The sequence below is a fragment of the Pseudomonas sp. LB3P25 genome (genome assembly GCF_054897985.1).
The window spans coordinates 1,436,638-1,452,997 of record NZ_CM142711.1 but is presented as its reverse complement, the minus strand read 5'-3'; the positions used below and the strand labels follow the sequence as shown (position 1 = coordinate 1,452,997).

The 16,360-nt window shown below is 57.8% G+C and carries 15 protein-coding genes; 12 read left to right on the top strand and 3 right to left on the bottom strand.

The genetic code is table 11. From position 1 onward, the window contains the following. Nucleotides 1-65 precede the first annotated feature (65 nt). The gene (locus ACYZTW_RS06350; protein WP_462004186.1) at nucleotides 66-557 is read right to left on the bottom strand and encodes a CS1 type fimbrial major subunit; all 492 of its coding nucleotides are present in this window, start codon (nucleotides 555-557) and stop codon (nucleotides 66-68) included. 473 nt (nucleotides 558-1,030) lie between these two features. On the opposite strand from ACYZTW_RS06350, the gene ACYZTW_RS06345 reads away from it, so the two are divergent. Continuing rightward, nucleotides 1,031-1,609: a PadR family transcriptional regulator gene (locus ACYZTW_RS06345; protein WP_462004185.1), complete on the top strand. Its 579-nt coding sequence runs from the start codon at nucleotides 1,031-1,033 to the stop codon at nucleotides 1,607-1,609. After that, nucleotides 1,606-2,391, top strand: coding sequence for a siderophore-interacting protein (locus ACYZTW_RS06340; RefSeq protein ID WP_462004184.1), 786 nt, complete (start codon nucleotides 1,606-1,608; stop codon nucleotides 2,389-2,391). The genes ACYZTW_RS06345 and ACYZTW_RS06340 overlap by 4 nt, the downstream gene beginning before the upstream one ends. Nucleotides 2,392-2,571: 180 nt before the next feature. Here the strand turns inward: ACYZTW_RS06340 and ACYZTW_RS06335 are convergent, their stop codons facing one another. Continuing rightward, on the bottom strand, nucleotides 2,572-3,228 hold the full coding sequence (locus ACYZTW_RS06335; protein WP_462004183.1) for a Pr6Pr family membrane protein: 657 nt from the start codon (nucleotides 3,226-3,228) through the stop codon (nucleotides 2,572-2,574). Nucleotides 3,229-3,230: 2 nt separating this feature from the next. After that, nucleotides 3,231-3,461: a VF530 family protein gene (locus ACYZTW_RS06330; protein WP_007944895.1), complete on the bottom strand. Its 231-nt coding sequence runs from the start codon at nucleotides 3,459-3,461 to the stop codon at nucleotides 3,231-3,233. Nucleotides 3,462-3,826: 365 nt separating this feature from the next. Here ACYZTW_RS06330 and ACYZTW_RS06325 point away from each other — a divergent pair, with 365 nt between their 5' ends. From ACYZTW_RS06325 to cmoB, 10 genes are all read left to right on the top strand, one after another. Then, nucleotides 3,827-5,209: a carbohydrate porin gene (locus ACYZTW_RS06325; RefSeq protein ID WP_462004182.1), complete on the top strand. Its 1,383-nt coding sequence runs from the start codon at nucleotides 3,827-3,829 to the stop codon at nucleotides 5,207-5,209. A 206-nt stretch (nucleotides 5,210-5,415) separates the two neighbouring features. After that, nucleotides 5,416-7,824: a glucose/quinate/shikimate family membrane-bound PQQ-dependent dehydrogenase gene (locus tag ACYZTW_RS06320; protein ID WP_462004181.1), complete on the top strand. Its 2,409-nt coding sequence runs from the start codon at nucleotides 5,416-5,418 to the stop codon at nucleotides 7,822-7,824. 528 nt (nucleotides 7,825-8,352) lie between these two features. After that, nucleotides 8,353-8,730 carry a DUF6124 family protein gene (locus tag ACYZTW_RS06315; protein ID WP_462004180.1) on the top strand — a complete coding sequence of 126 codons (378 nt, stop codon included), beginning with the start codon at nucleotides 8,353-8,355 and terminating at the stop codon, nucleotides 8,728-8,730. A 765-nt stretch (nucleotides 8,731-9,495) separates the two neighbouring features. After that, nucleotides 9,496-11,913, top strand: coding sequence for an endopeptidase La (lon, locus tag ACYZTW_RS06310; RefSeq protein ID WP_462004179.1), 2,418 nt, complete (start codon nucleotides 9,496-9,498; stop codon nucleotides 11,911-11,913). Between the two features lie 195 nt (nucleotides 11,914-12,108). Beyond that, nucleotides 12,109-12,534 carry a hypothetical protein gene (locus tag ACYZTW_RS06305; protein WP_462004178.1) on the top strand — a complete coding sequence of 142 codons (426 nt, stop codon included), beginning with the start codon at nucleotides 12,109-12,111 and terminating at the stop codon, nucleotides 12,532-12,534. A gap of 150 nt (nucleotides 12,535-12,684) precedes the next feature. Beyond that, nucleotides 12,685-13,077, top strand: coding sequence for a protease inhibitor I42 family protein (locus ACYZTW_RS06300; protein WP_462004177.1), 393 nt, complete (start codon nucleotides 12,685-12,687; stop codon nucleotides 13,075-13,077). A 2-nt stretch (nucleotides 13,078-13,079) separates the two neighbouring features. Beyond that, complete coding sequence (locus tag ACYZTW_RS06295; protein ID WP_462004176.1) at nucleotides 13,080-13,712, top strand: lysoplasmalogenase; 633 nt, start codon at nucleotides 13,080-13,082, stop codon at nucleotides 13,710-13,712. 151 nt (nucleotides 13,713-13,863) lie between these two features. Next, nucleotides 13,864-14,349: a hypothetical protein gene (locus ACYZTW_RS06290; protein ID WP_462004175.1), complete on the top strand. Its 486-nt coding sequence runs from the start codon at nucleotides 13,864-13,866 to the stop codon at nucleotides 14,347-14,349. A 198-nt stretch (nucleotides 14,350-14,547) separates the two neighbouring features. Then, nucleotides 14,548-15,291, top strand: a complete 744-nt coding sequence (gene cmoA, locus ACYZTW_RS06285) for a carboxy-S-adenosyl-L-methionine synthase CmoA (protein ID WP_462004174.1) — start codon at nucleotides 14,548-14,550, stop codon at nucleotides 15,289-15,291. Next, nucleotides 15,288-16,244 carry a tRNA 5-methoxyuridine(34)/uridine 5-oxyacetic acid(34) synthase CmoB gene (gene cmoB / locus ACYZTW_RS06280; RefSeq protein ID WP_462004173.1) on the top strand — a complete coding sequence of 319 codons (957 nt, stop codon included), beginning with the start codon at nucleotides 15,288-15,290 and terminating at the stop codon, nucleotides 16,242-16,244. The genes cmoA and cmoB overlap by 4 nt, the downstream gene beginning before the upstream one ends. Nucleotides 16,245-16,360: the final 116 nt, after the last annotated feature.

Below are 16,360 nucleotides of genomic sequence, written 5' to 3'. Positions count from 1 at the left end.
GGCAGAAGTTGCCCATCGACCGGTAAGCGTCATCAAATAAGGGCAGGCCTTAATTCATAACCGTATTACTCGGGGATGCGAGGGATGGCATCGAAAATCACTACCGGAGTGGCGGTGTACAGACCATTCTGACCATCGGCCGGTTTGGCCGCAGCGATGACCAGGTCAGCCTGCATGCCGCCGTTGGACTCGGAATCCCCTACCACTTCTTGCGAAGCACCTGTCAGGGTTTTGCCATTGAAGGAGTAAGTCAGCGCAATGGTGTTGATACCGTTGGACAGCGGTTGCGGGCCGCCTTCGACGTAGGCACCTACTGAACCGTTGGTGTGTTGCACGTCATAAGTCGCACGCACCGGCGTCAACGTGCCAGCACCCAGGACGTAGGCCATTCTTTCATCTTTACCAAAGTCCGGGTTCCGCGGTTGAGCGTGGAACACCTTGCTAGGAATGGTGGCGCTGATGTTGATGGACGTGCGCGCTTCTTCCGCAGCGAACGCCACCGAAGCGCTCAGTGCCAGGAGGGTCATCGGAACGGCGATTGCAAACTTCTTGAACATGTTGAGTACCTGTCTTTTAAAAGGATTGGGCCGAGAAAAGTCTGAAAAAGCCAACACCCTGTACGAGATCATGGCGATTTGACTTAACTTTCGACACCGGAGAATGATCGGCCAATCGCTTGAGAAAGTAAGTACGTAAGTTCCGAAGAACATGTAGTAACAACGACGCATGAAGATGACGAAAAAAGTTAAAAAAACAATAATTCAACTGTTTGGCCGTCAGATAAATACTACACACAGATTTAATATAAAAAGCACACAGATGAACTAAGCAATATAACTTCCGTAAGACCAATACTACTCACCCCCCCCTAAAAGACCAGCGATAAAAATTAGAACTTGATCGTTATTTCTATGGCGCTGACGCAGGTGCAGGCAAGACCGCTGCCCTCCCGACCGTTCGTCCTGCCCTCTTGCCTTTTCGTAAAGATATATCTTAAGTTGTATCTAAACACAACGAGAGAAGAGGCAAAATGAGAGACCATCATTCTCACCGAGAACACAGCGACGGCCGCGACGGCTTCGAGAAACGCCCCGGCCCCGGCCGCGAACGTGGTGGACGCGGACCACGAGTCTTCGCCCCCGGAGATCTGAAACTGCTGTTGTTGGCGCTGATCGCCGAACAGCCTTGCCACGGCTATGACCTCATCCGCCAGATCGAAAGCATGTTCGACGGCGCCTACAGCCCCAGCCCCGGCGTGATCTACCCGACCCTGACCTTCCTTGAAGAAAGCGAGATGATCCTGGGCGACGCCGAGGGCGGAAAAAAACGCTACGCCATCACCGACGCCGGACGACTGTCGTTAAGCGATCAGGCAATCGCACTGGACGGCGTGCGGATGCGCATTGAAGTCAGCAAACGCTCATTGCGTGGTCAAGACCGCCCGGCCGAGATCCACGAAGCGGTGCACAACTTGCGTCATGCCTTGCAGATGCATCACGGCCGCTGGAGCCCGGACGAAATCCTGCGGGTGCGCGACCTGCTTAACAACACCGCCAAAGCCATCGTCGATGGCCCTGTCGTTCAACCCGTTCAGGAGCAAGCCGAATGACTGAAGTGATCGTGCAAACCATTCACCGTGTCAGCCACGAGATCAAACGCCGTCGTCTGGAAGTGTTGCGGGTGGTCGACCTCACGCCACGCATGCGCCGCATCACGTTGGGTGGACCGGAGTTGGCGGGCTTTGTCAGTCTCGGTACGGACGACCACATCAAACTGCTGTTCCCACAAAACGCGGCGGAACAAGCCGCCCTGGAAACCCTGGTGCTCGGTGCTGGTAAAGACAACGGGCCGATGCCGGCGATGCGCGACTACACGCCGCGCCGCTATGACCTCGACACGCTGGAACTGGACATCGACTTCGTGCTGCACGGCGACGGCCCTGCCGCGACCTGGGCCGAGCAGGCCAAACCCGGCCAGTTTCTGCACATCGGCGGGCCACGGGGCTCAATGGTCGTGCCGGACGTCTTCGACAGTTACCTGCTGATCGGCGACGAAACCGCCCTGCCCGCGATCGCTCGGCGGCTGGAAGGCCTGGCGGCCAATCGCCGGGCATTGGTGATCGTGGAAGTGGAGAACGGCGCGGAACAGCAACGCCTGGAAAGCGCCGCGCAGGTGAATGTGATCTGGGTATTGCGCGAGGGCGGCAAGGACAACTTGCTGACGACTGTGAAACAGCTGCAAGTTCCCAGCGGTAATTTGTACGCGTGGGTGGCGACCGAGAGCAAAGTGTCGCGGCAGATACGCCGGGTGCTGCTCGATGAACATGGTTTGAACGAGCAGTTCGTCAAAGCCGTGGGTTACTGGCGGGCGGATGACAGCGACGAGGAATGACCACGACTTTTGTGCCTGCCAGGTTTCCTGTGGCGAGGGGGCTCTTGTGGCGAGGGGGCTCTTGTGGCGAGGGGACTTGTCCCCGTTGGAGTGCGAAGCGCTCCCAAAATCTTCGACAGCTGCCGAAATTTTGGGCCTGCTTCGCAGCCCAACGGGGACAAGTCCCCTCGCCACAAGTGTTCACTTTCGACCCGCGAGCCACCGATCCAGCCCGATAAACACAAGCGCAATCAGTACAAACCCCACCAATAACCCCCCGGCATTCACAAACACCTGTGGATAACCCAGCTTCTCGACATCAATGAAAGGATAGGGATAAACCGCCAGCAGATGCCCGCGCCACAACGCATACGCGAAGTACACCACTGGATAGATCACCCACGCAGCGATATGCCGCAGTCGTAACGTGCCTTTCGGCACACAGCACCACCAATAAGCCAGAAACAGCAGTGGCATGACGTCATGCATCAGCTCATCGGCCAGCCATTGCCAGCCTTGCGGATGCCATAAATGGCGCAACAACACGTTGTACCCCAGGCCGACCACGGCGATGCTCACGGCAATGCCGCTGCTCACCCACGGCTGCAAAAACCAGCGTCGCGCCGCCGACTCGCGGGACGTCAGCTCACACGTCAGCACGGTCGCCACCAGCGTATTACTCAGCACGGTGAAATAGCTGAAGAAGCTGACCAGCCCACCGAGCAGGCTGGCCGCCAGCGTCCAGCGTGAGTAGAAAATCAGGTACAGCTGAATGCTCAGTCCCGTCCAGCCAAGCACCGCAGCCACGGCGACAAAACGACGCCTCGCGGCAGAACCTGGCGTCGGTGGGTTGGCCATATTCAGACCGGGCGCTTGGTGCGCATCAACTTCACGTACAGGCGCTCGACCTTCTCCCGTGCCCACGGGGTTTTGCGCAGGAATGTCAGGCTCGACTTGATGCTCGGGTCACTCTTGAAGCAGCGGATATCGATGCGCTCGGCCAGCCCCGACCATTCGTAATGTTCAACCAGCGCGTTGAGGATTTGCTCCAGCGTCACGCCGTGCAGCGGGTTGTTGTTCTGTTCGGTCATGCCGGGCCTTCGAGCGGTGAAAGAATGGGAAGCCGCGCACCTTAGCCGAGGGCTTCGTTGGGGGGAAGCGATCTGTGTGCTGTCAGTTAAATGTAGGTGAAACGCAAAAGATCGCAGCCTCGTTTCACTCGACAGCTCCTACATTGGAATGCGTTCACCTGTAGGAGCTGTCGAGTGAAACGAGGCTGCGATCTTTTCCCACGGACTATTACCAAATCCGAAAGGATGCATGTCAGCAAAAGACCTTTCTCTATTTGTAACAGGACCTTATCCTTACGCCCGCCATGCTGAAACGCTTCCGCTGCCCGTTTCATACCTTTTGTTTTCAGTTCATCTCCCAGAAAAAGACCAGAATTACTTCCCCTATGCCTTATTTTCAACCTCCGCGAGACAGCGCTGTCTGCAACGCTATTGCTCGTCGAAAAGCCCTGAACCTGTTCGGCGGATTCTCCGCGTTGGGCCTCGCCACTTGCACCCAGGCCGCTCCGGCGTTCGATAGCGACTCGCCGTGGATGCTCGGCGACTGGAACGGCACGCGCACCGAACTTTCGGAAAAAGGCTACGACTTCAAAGTCGATTACACCGGCGAAATGGGCAGCAATCTGCACGGTGGCTACGACCATGACCGCACCGCTCGCTACAGCGACCAGTTTGGCCTCGGCACGCACCTGGACTTGCAGAAGATTCTGGGCTGGGACGACGCCGAATTTCAGCTGACCCTCACCGAGCGCAACGGCAACAACATCAGCAACGACCGGATCAACGACCCACGGGTCGGCGGTTTCACCTCGGCTCAGGAAGTCTGGGGGCGCGGGCAGACCTGGCGCCTGACGCAGATGTGGTATCAGCAGAAATTCTTCGATCAGAAGCTCGACATCAAAGTCGGTCGTTTTGGCGAAGGCGAAGACTTCAACAGCTTCCCCTGCGACTTCCAGAACCTGGCGTTCTGCGGTTCTCAGGTCGGCAACTGGGTCGGTGGCATCTGGTACAACTGGCCGGTCAGCCAGTGGGCGATGCGGGTCAAATATCACCTGACACCGGAGCTGTACGCGCAGGTCGGAGCGTATGAGCAGAACCCGTCGAACCTCGATCGCGACAACGGTTTCAAGCTCAGCGGTAGCGGCACCCAGGGCGCGATCCTGCCGGTGGAATTGGTGTGGTCGCCGAAGCTCAACGGCCTGCCGGGTGAATACCGCGCCGGCTATTACTACAGCAGTGCCAACGCCACCGACGCTTACAAGGACAGCAACGGTCAGCCGGCCGCCCTGAGTGGCGAGGCTTACCGCAGCGCGTCGAGCAAACACGGCGTGTGGCTCGGTGTGCAGCAGCAGATCACAAGCCGCGCCAGCGACAACTCCCGCGGCCTGAGCGTGTTCGCCAACGGTACGATGCATGACAAGAAGACCAACGCCATCGACAACTATGTCCAGGCTGGCGTCGTCTACAAAGGCTTGTTCGATGCACGCACCAAGGACGACATCGGTTTCGCCCTGGCTCGCGTCCACGTCAACCCGGCCTACCGCAAGAACGCCGAGGCGACCAATCAGGCCCGCGCGGTCTTCGACTACGACGACCCGTCCTTCCTGCCCCCGCAGGACACCGAATACAGCGCCGAACTCTATTACGGCGTGCACGTCACGAACTGGCTGACCGTGCGCCCGAACCTGCAATACATCCGCCACCCCGGTGGCGTGGACCAGGTCGATGACGCGCTGATTGGCGGGATCAAAGTGCAATCGTCCTTCTGAAACTTACGCAAAACCTGTGGGAGCGAGCCTGCTCGCGAAGAGGCCATCACAGCCAACATCAATGTTGCCTGACGCTTTCGCGAGCAGGCTCGCTCCCACAATGGATTGCATCAACCGAACACTTTCAACTGAACCATGCCCACGCCAGATCATCATCTACAGTGAACTTGCGCGGGACTACTTAAAACGTTACGGAGAACCACACTATGAGCACTGATGGTGCTTTGAGTCGAAGCCGTCTGCTGCCGAGCCTGCTCGGCATCCTGCTTCTGCTAATGGGCCTGGCCATGCTGGCCGGGGGGATCAAGCTGAGCATGCTCGGCGGCTCGCTGTATTACCTGCTGGCCGGTATCGGCCTGGCGCTGACCGGCGTGCTGCTGATTGCCGACCGTTATGCGGCGCTGAGCCTGTACGCGGTGGTGCTGTTTGCCAGTACAGTCTGGGCACTGTGGGAAGTCGGTCTGGACTGGTGGCAACTGGTGCCACGTCTGGCACTGCTTTTTACCCTCGGTATCGTCATGCTGCTGCCGTGGTTTCGTCGCCCGTTGCGTAGCGGTGAGTTCAACCCGGTCGGCACTGGTGTGCTGAGCGCTGCCGTGGTCATCGCTGGTATCGCCGCGCTGGCCAGCCTGTTCACCAACCCCGGTGAAATCAAAGGCCAACTGGACCGCGACAGCGTGCCGGGCATGACCAACACTGCCCCAGCCATGCCGGACGGTGACTGGAACTCCTACGGCCGCAGCGCCCATGGCGATCGTTACTCGCCACTGGCGCAGATCACCCCGCAAAACGCAAACAAACTGGTGCCGGCCTGGACCTATCGCACTGGCGACCTGCCAGGGCCGAACGACCCGGGTGAAACCACCGCCGAAAACACACCGCTGAAAGTCAACGGCATGCTCTACGTCTGCACGCCGCACAGCCAGGTGATCGCGCTGGACCCGGACACTGGCAAGGAACTCTGGCGTTTCGATCCGAAGCTCTCCACGCAAAACGCGGCGAACTTCAAGGGTTGGGCGCACATGACCTGCCGTGGCGTGTCGTATCACGATGACGCCGCTTACGCGTCCGAGCAAAGCCCGACGGGCACCGCCAGCGCGCCTGTCACCAGCGCTTGCCCACGCCGAATCCTCCTGCCGACGGCCGACACCCGTCTGATCGCCCTGAATGCCGACACCGGCAAAATGTGCGAAGACTTCGGTAACGGTGGCCAGATCGATCTGACCGCCAACATCGGCGGCTTCAACGCCGGCGGTTACTACTCCACCTCGCCTCCTGCGGTCACTAAAGACCTGGTCGTGATTGGCGGCCACGTCACCGACAACGTTTCCACCGACGAGCCAAGCGGCGTGATCCGCGCGTTCGACGTGCACACCGGCAAACTGGTGTGGAACTGGGACAGCGGCAACCCGGACGACACCACACCGCTTGCCGAAGGCAAGGTCTACACCCGCAACTCGCCGAACATGTGGTCCATGTTCGCGGTCGACGAAAAACTCGGCATGCTTTACCTGCCGATGGGCAACCAGACCCCGGACCAGTTCGGTGGTGCACGCACCCCTGAATCGGAATTGCACGCCGCCGGCCTGACCGCCCTCGACATCGCCACCGGTAAAGTGCGCTGGCACTTCCAGTTCACCCACCATGACCTGTGGGACATGGACGTCGGCGGCCAGCCAACCCTGATGGACCTGAAAACCGCAGACGGCGTGAAGCCAGCGGTACTCGCGTCCACCAAACAAGGCAGCATCTACGTGCTGGACCGCAGCACTGGCCAGGCGATCGTGCCGATCAACGAAGTGCCGGTGCCACAAGGCGCTGTCGAAGGTGATCACACTTCGCCAACCCAGCCGAAATCCGACCTGAACCTGATGCCGCCGCCGCTGAAAGAACGCGACATGTGGGGCGTCACCCCGTTCGACCAACTGATCTGCCGGATCGACTTCAAATCCATGCGCTACGACGGCCCGTTCACGCCGCCATCGCTGCAAGGTTCGATCGTTTATCCAGGCAACTTCGGCGTGTTCGACTGGGGCGGCATCTCGGTTGACCCGGTGCGTCAGATTGCTTTCATGAACCCGGACTACATGGCGTTCAAGTCGAAAATGATCCCGGCCGCCGAAATCGCCGCCCAAGGCCCGCGTAAAAGCGAAACCGAAGGCGTGCAGCCGAACAAAGGCGCGCCATACGGCGTCATCCTCGAACCCTTGCTCTCGCCACTGGGCCTGCCGTGCCAGGCACCGGCCTGGGGTTACGTGACAGCGGTCGACCTGACCACCAGCAAAATCATCTGGAAACACAAAAACGGCACCGTGCGCGACAGCTCGCCGGTTCCGATCCCGTTGAGCATGGGTGTTCCAAGCCTGGGCGGCACATTCACCACCGCCGGTGGCGTCGCCTTCCTGAGTGGCACCCTTGACCAGTACCTGCGCGCCTATGACGTGAAAAACGGCAAGCAACTGTGGGAAGGCCGCCTGCCAGCAGGCGCGCAAACCACGCCGATGACCTACACCGGTAAAGACGGCAAGCAATACGTGCTGGTCGTTGCGGGCGGTCATGGTTCGCTGGGCACCAAGCAAGGTGACTACGTGATTGCGTACAAACTGTCCGAGTAAGTTTTAGCGGCGGTTAAAGGAAAGGCGACTCCTGTGAGGGGGTCGCCTTTTTTTGGGGTGATGATTTTTGAATGCAATGCCCGACACACCACTGATCCCCTGTAGGAGCTGAGCTTGCTCGCGATAGCGGTGTGTCAGTCACCATCAATGTTGAATGTTAAACAGCATTCGTCGGAACGCCGCCCGGAGCCGGCTCGCTCCCACATTGGTTCGCGTCAGGTCTGAATTTTTTTGCCAACGTCCTACAGCCGTCGCTGTTCTGGAGGAGGATTCCGACAGGTTCTATAGGTTGTCGCGTCAGAAGGTCGGGAGATAGGCTTTGCCCGTCGCTGCAAATTCAGCGACCGGGTTTGGTCGCCCAGGTTTAGAATGGCGCACTTTTCGTGCTTGCTTCATGGCGAGCTGTGCGTGGGAGGGCTTCGGCCCTGCCGGGTTCCATTCCCTGGTCGACCAACCTGCGTACGGTTTGCCACCCAACTGCTTGGTCGCAGTCGTGGCGAACTCCCTTTCTTCGAATGGAGCTTCACCATGATCAAAGAAACCCCGAATCCTCCGGAAACCGACGACGTTTCCCCCTACGAATCCCTCGATTCCAAAAAACTCAACGACGCCGCCGAACGTGCGTTGAATCACTACCTCAATCCCTGCGCCCTCAAATCCCCCGCTACCCGCAAGCCGAGCACGATGTATATGGTGGCGCCGGATATCGCGGATGAAGACCTGCTGGCCCATACCTGTGAATCGTTGGCCCAGGCCAGTGTGATGGCCAGTGATTTTGCGGGGTTTCTGGAAGGCCCGCATCGGAACACGGTGATGGCGATCCAGCAGATCGTCATGCTGGCCGAACTGGCGGTGAACCGGATGCTGGATAACATCAACACACCAAAACCTGCGCCACACCGCTAATCCCCTGTAGGAGCTGAGCTTGCTCGCGATAGCGGTGTGTCTGTCGACATCAATGTTGAATGAACAATCGCCATCGCGAGCAGGCTCACTCCCACAGTAGATCGTGTACATCAGCAAAATACTGGTCGGCTTTCAGGCCGCCATCGCAGGCAAGCCAGCTCCCACAGGGGTTTGGTGTACATCTGCAAGAGATTGGTCGGCTGTCAGGCCGCCATCGCGGGCAAGTCGGGTCGCCGCATCGCTCGCTCCTACAATGAATCGGCGTACACCTTCCGCTTCTCACCACTCATCAGGCCGAGCGTTAGCTCGCCTGCAGCTTGTGATCTTGATCCACCCGCCCCTTCGGGAGGCTGAGTGGAGGCGTTCATCTGGGGGGTAGGCGCGCAGCGCCGTGCGGCGAAGCCGCACACATCGAGAGGAGGTTGAAGCGAAGCCAACCGGAGGCGATGCCCCCAGATGAATGCCGGAACGAAGGAACGCCGAGCCTAAGCGAGGGGCCGGACGCTCGGGGCGAGCGTTTTTTTTGCTTACTTTTTTTGAGGCGTTTGTCAAAAAAAGTGAGTCGCCGTAAGGGCGAAACCCTAAGTGGCCGTTACCGCAGAAACGGATATGTACCCAGTCAACCACCAACATGGTCGGCCCAAAGGCCGCCAAGTCAAAAGCACCTGTCCAAACCCTGAACACTCACCCAGAAATATCCCGAGCCATTGAAACCACCCCCCACCTGCCCCATCTAAGACCCATACCCCATTGCGCAGGTGCCCCATGAGCGACCAGCAAGAATTCCCCGAAGACCCGAGCGAATACGCCGACCCAGAGAACGCCGAACACCACTCCACCGGCAAAGGCCTCGCCCTGCCCGGCCAGAACCTGCCGGACAAGGTCTACATCATCCCGATCCACAACCGCCCGTTCTTCCCGGCCCAAGTGCTGCCGGTCATCGTCAATGAAGAACCCTGGGCTGAAACCCTCGACCTGGTGAGCAAATCCGATCACCACTCCCTGGCCCTGTTCTACATGGACACGCCCCAGGAAGACCCGCGTCATTTCGACACCTCGGCCCTGCCGCTCTACGGCACCCTGGTCAAAGTGCATCACGCCAGTCGCGAAAACGGCAAACTGCAATTCGTCGCCCAAGGCCTGACTCGCGTGCGCATCCGCACCTGGCTCAAACACCATCGCCCGCCGTACCTCGTGGAAGTCGAATACCCGCACCAGCCCACCGAGCCGACCGACGAGGTCAAGGCCTACGGCATGGCGCTGATCAACGCGATCAAGGAACTGCTGCCGCTCAACCCGCTGTACAGCGAAGAGCTGAAGAACTACCTCAACCGCTTCAGCCCCAACGATCCGTCGCCGCTGACCGACTTCGCCGCCGCACTGACCTCGGCCACCGGCAGCGAGCTGCAAGAAGTGCTCGACTGCGTACCGATGCTCAAACGCATGGAAAAAGTCCTGCCGATGCTGCGCAAGGAAGTCGAAGTCGCGCGTCTTCAAAAAGAGATTTCCGCCGAAGTTAACCGCAAGATCGGCGAGCATCAGCGCGAGTTCTTCCTCAAGGAACAACTCAAGGTCATCCAGCAAGAGCTGGGCTTGACCAAGGACGACCGCAGCGCTGACATCGAACAGTTCGAACAACGCCTGGAAGGCAAGGTTCTGCCCGCTCAGGCGCAAAAACGCGTCGAAGAGGAAATGAACAAGCTGTCGATCCTCGAGACTGGTTCGCCAGAGTACGCGGTCACCCGCAACTACCTCGACTGGGCGACCTCGGTGCCGTGGGGCGTGTACGGCGAGGACAAACTCGACCTCAAGCACGCGCGCAAGGTGTTGGACAAACACCATGCCGGCCTCGACGACATCAAGGACCGCATCCTCGAGTTCCTCGCGGTCGGTGCCTACAAAGGCGAAATCAGCGGCTCCATTGTGCTGCTAGTCGGCCCGCCGGGCGTAGGTAAAACCAGCGTCGGCAAATCCATCGCCGAATCCCTCGGCCGGCCGTTCTACCGCTTCAGCCTCGGTGGCATGCGCGACGAAGCCGAGATCAAGGGCCACCGCCGCACCTACATCGGCGCGCAGCCGGGCAAACTCGTGCATGCGTTGAAAGACGTCGAAGTGATGAACCCGGTGATCATGCTCGACGAGATCGACAAGATGGGTCAGAGCTACCAGGGCGACCCGGCCTCGGCACTGCTGGAAACCCTCGACCCGGAACAGAACGTCGAATTCCTCGACCACTACCTGGACTTGCGTCTGGACCTGTCGAAAGTGCTGTTCATCTGCACCGCCAACACCCTGGATTCGATCCCCGGCCCGTTGCTGGACCGGATGGAAATTATTCGCCTGTCGGGTTACATCACCGAAGAAAAAATCGCCATCGCCAAACGTCACCTGTGGCCGAAGCAGCTGGAAAAGGCCGGCGTGTCCAAAGGCAGCCTGAGTATCAGCGACAGCGCCCTCAAAGCGTTGATCGACGGATACGCCCGTGAAGCCGGCGTGCGGCAATTGGAAAAACAACTGGGCAAACTGGTGCGCAAAGCCGTTGTGAAGCTGATCGATGAGCCGAAAGCGGTGATCAAGCTCGGCCCGAAAGACCTCGAATCCTCACTCGGCCATCCAGTCTTCCGCAACGAGCAAGTGCTGTCCGGTACCGGCGTCATCACCGGGCTGGCCTGGACCAGCATGGGCGGCGCGACTTTGCCGATCGAAGCCACGCGCATTCACACCCTGAATCGTGGCTTCAAACTCACCGGGCAATTGGGCGATGTGATGAAAGAGTCGGCGGAAATTGCCTACAGCTACGTCAGCTCCAACCTGAAGTCGTTCGGTGGTGATCCGAAGTTCTTCGACGAAGCTTTCGTACACTTGCACGTACCGGAAGGCGCCACCCCGAAAGACGGCCCGAGCGCCGGCGTGACCATGGCCAGCGCCCTGCTCTCGCTTGCGCGCAACCAGCCGCCGAAAAAAGGCGTGGCCATGACCGGCGAACTGACGTTGACCGGGCATGTACTGCCGATTGGCGGCGTGCGCGAGAAAGTGATTGCGGCACGGCGGCAGAAGATTTTCGAGTTGATCCTGCCGGAGCCTAACCGCGGTAGCTTTGAAGAACTGCCGGATTATCTGAAGGAAGGGATTACCGTGCACTTTGCCAAGCGCTTTGCGGATGTGGCGAAGATATTGTTTTAACGAAACAAAGGAACTGCCGGGCAATTCGCTTGGCAGACTCCGCTTATATAGAATTAAAAATACAAAAACCAATCGCCAATCAGCATAACAACCTGTCAACTCTGACAGGTTTTATTTTAAACTCCTTCAATTATTATTCGCTCTGAGCATCAACTAATTCTAGCGATGCAAAGACTAAATCTAAAAGGACTTAAAATGACTGTTATTACGAGCGTGACAGGCGACATTACTGCGAAAATCAGTCTCGAAGCTGATTTTTATAAGCCAGGCTTTCTCCAGATCTTTAAAGATCTCCACGGCTACTATCATTTTTCAGGAACTGAAAACCACGAAGAGCCTGATAACTCTCGAATTATTTATTTCGTCATGAAACCGGATGTAGCCAACGGAAATCATGTCTACCCCGCCGGTATTCACGAAGTGCTATTCTTCGACTATAAGGACGATACGCGCATTGACGCGACTATTACTAAAGGCGAGTGCACGGTTAACTTTGACCACCAGAAACAGCACTTCGCAATGTCGTTCCACGCCATCCTAAAAAACAAAGTCGATGATCGCGAAATCGATATCTTGGGGAGTTTCGACCTCACTCAAAGTAGTACAAGAAAAGCACAGTAACGTCTCTTCGCTTCATTCATCACGGGGCAAGTTGGCTAGCTGTAGCCAACTTGCGCCTTCAAAACGCTCCTCCATGGACAGCACTGTCACACTTTGTCTCATCTTCAGTTATGCTCGCCGTTCGTCGTGAACGCCGGAGCCACTGACCCTATGTCCCCCACTCGCCTGTTTGTCCCCCTCGCCCTCTCCCTGCTGGCCGCGTGCGCCACGCAACCGAAACAGAACGTGACCGTGGAAAAACAAAGCAAATGCCCGGTAAAACTGCACAGCGGGCAAAACCTGATCCTGACCCTGCCAAGCAACCCGACCACGGGTTACCGCTGGGCCATCCAGGATTCCGCCGGTGGCGTATTGCGCGCGCTCAGCCCCGAGGTTTACAGCAACCCGGAAGATGCGGGGATCGTCGGCAGCGCCGGCATCTCCACCTGGCGCTTCCAGTCCTTCGCCACGGGCACGGGCCGTTTGCGCCTGACCTACTCACAACCTTGGGCACCGGAAGTACCGGCGGTGGAAACCTTCGACTGCGCCATCTCGGTTAACTGATCGTGGGCTGGCTGATTCTGGCGCTGATGGGCGCGGTGACGTTCCTCTACGGCGTCAGCGTGCATGCGGCGTTGCTGTGTCTGCTGGTCAAACCGCTGCCGGTATTGGCCTTGCTCGGCTGGTTGCATGACGCACCGCCCAGCGAATATCGGCGCTGGATCAGCCTTGGATTGATTTTCTCCCTGCTCGGCGATGTGCTGCTGGCGTGGCCGGGGGATTTGTTTGTGTTCGGTCTCGGGGCATTTTTGGTTGCCCACTTGGCGTATCTGAAGGCCTATTTGAGCGATTGCCGGCGGGTGGCGCTGTTACCGCTGATCATCGCTTTGGGTGTCGGCGCGGTATTGCTGGGGATCTTGATTTCCAATGGTTTGGGTCCCTTGTTGATCCCGGTCATCGTCTATGGTCTGGCCATCAGCGCCATGCTTTGGCGGGCGCTGGCCCGGCTCGGTACCGAAGTGCCCAAACGCTCGGCGCTACTGGCAGCGGCTGGTGCGGTGGCGTTTGTGTTTTCGGACAGTGTGATTGGCATTAACCGTTTCGTATCACCATTCGCCGCCGCGCCATACATCATCATCCTCAGCTACTGGTTGGGACAATGGGGTATCGCAGCCTCGGCATTTAATAAAGACAAATAGCAACTTAGCCAGATTTCATAACCATAAAATCGACAAACTATCTCGAAACGTTATAAAAACCTGTCAGATCTGACAGTAGCTCAGATTTTCTAACCTACTTACTCTTCCAGTGGCGTTATCCAACCACGAACGTAAACCAAGGAAGAAAATCATGAGTCTTTTTAAAAGCAAAAATTCGAAGCTTTCTTTAGACCCTTTTGTCAGCGTCAACTGCGATATTAAAGCCACGGTTTCAGGCCGCGTAGAGTTTCATACTCAAAACATCCAGTTCGACGAAGACATTAACAGCAATTTGATTGTTTTTATCGGTCGAGGCTATGAAAACGGCTTTAACGATTCCAAAAAAGGGATGATGTTTATTTTTTCCAGTGACATTCAGTCCGGCACCTATTCACCCACAGACTCAAACTTTCCATTTGACACATTACATTATTATGAATCTGGAGCTAACGACGACTTTACGACTTTTTACACCTACAAACCCGAACGCGGCACTATTAACGTCGAAGTAGTCGAGAACAACTCCGAGGCATTCCGCTACATCATCAACTTTGACTTCAAAGGCAAAGACAACAGGACCGAAGAGCTGCACATCGTTGGCAAAGCCGTATTCAACGTTTTCATGCGTCCCAAATGATCTTGCTCTAAACAATGAATGACCAAGTCTTGCTTCCCGACCTGGTCATTCATTTGTCTTTTCCAAATGCTCTCTGCAGTCAAGGCCCCATCTGCCCCCCTTCGTAAATTCCCCACTGTTTATCAGACAACCCAAGCATCCCCCCGTCAATTTGGCTAAAATGCCCGCCTTTTCCCCCCCTACACCGCTGGAACCGCCGTGAGCAAAGAACCCGATCGCCTTTTCGCCCAGCCTTTGGCCCAGGTGCCCGACTTCGCCTTTAACGAGGACGTGGTGCGGGTGTTCCCGGACATGATCAAGCGCTCGGTGCCGGGTTATCCGACCATCGTTGAAAACCTTGGCATGCTCGCCGCGCAGTTCGCCCAGCCAAACAGCGTGCTTTACGACCTGGGCTCGTCTCTCGGCGCGGTGACTCAGGCCCTGCGCCGTCACGTACGCACCGACGGCTGCCGCGTCATCGCTGTGGATAACTCTGCGGCGATGGTTGAACGCTGCCGCGAGTACCTCAACGGTCAGGACTCGATGTTCCAGGAGTTGCTGCCGGTGGAAGTGATCGAAGGTGACATCCTCGCCCTCGAATTTCAGCCAGCCTCGGTGGTCGCCCTGAACTTCACCCTGCAATTCATCGCCCCGGAGCAACGCACCGCGTTGCTCTCGCGTATCCGCCAGTCGCTGTTGCCCGGTGGCGCGCTGATTCTGTCGGAGAAGTTGCGCTTCAATGATCCGGACGAACACGCGCTGCTCACCGATCTGCATGTCGCGTTCAAACGCGCCAACGGCTACAGCGAACTCGAGATTGCCCAGAAGCGCAGCGCCATTGAAAACGTCATGAAGCCCGACAGCCTCGAAGAACACCGCGAGCGCCTGTTGGCCGCCGGGTTCTCGAAAGTCGTGCCGTGGTTCCAGTGTCTTAACTTTGCCTCGTTGATTGCCTTGCCATGATTGATCTGTCCCCCCTTGCCCGCCGTTTGGCCGGCACACCGCTGGCCGACTGGGCTAACACCCTGCAAGCACAACTCGACAAGAAAATGGAAAAGGGTCATGGCGACCTGGAGCGTTGGCAAAGTGCGCTGGACGCCTTGCCGAAGATTCAGCCGAGCGAAGTTGATTTGCTGAATAGTCTGACGCTGGACACCGATTGCGACGACGAAACCCGCGCTCAGATGCGCACCGCACTGATGGGCTTGTCGCCGTGGCGCAAAGGGCCGTTCGATCTGTTTGGCGTGCATGTCGACACTGAATGGCGTTCGGACTGGAAGTGGTCGCGGGTTGCACCGCATCTGGATCTGAAGGGTAAACGCATCCTCGATGTCGGCTGCGGCAATGGCTATTACATGTGGCGCATGCTCGGTGCCGGGGCCGACAGTGTGATTGGTGTTGACCCGAACTGGCTGTTCTTCTGTCAGTTCCAGGCGGTGCAGCGTTACCTGTCCGAGCCCAATGCCTGGCACCTGCCGTTCCCGTTCGAAGACCTGCCGCCGAACATGGAAGGCTTCGATACGGCGTTTTCCATGGGGGTGTTTTATCACCGTCGTTCACCGATCGAGCATTTGCTGGCGCTGAAGGATTGCCTGGTCAAGGGCGGCGAATTGGTGCTGGAGACACTGGTGATCGAGGGCGATCAGCAGCAGGTATTAGTGCCGGAAGACCGTTACGCGCAGATGCGTAACGTATGGTTCCTGCCGTCAGTGCCCGCGCTGATGCTTTGGTTGCGGCGCGCCGGGTTCAACGATGTGCGGTGCGTGGATGTCAGCGTGACCAGCGTCGAGGAACAGCGTGGCACTGAGTGGATGAAGTATCAGTCGTTGAGTGATTTCCTTGATCCGGAAGATCACAGCAAAACAGTTGAAGGGCTACCAGCGCCGATGCGTGCCGTCATCGTGGCCCGCAAATAACCCCCGATCTCCTTACCAATGGGCATTACCTGTGGGAGCGAGCCTGCTCGCGAATGCGGTGGGTCAGTCAACATCTCTGTTGAATGTTAAACCGCATTCGCGAGCAGGCTCGCTCC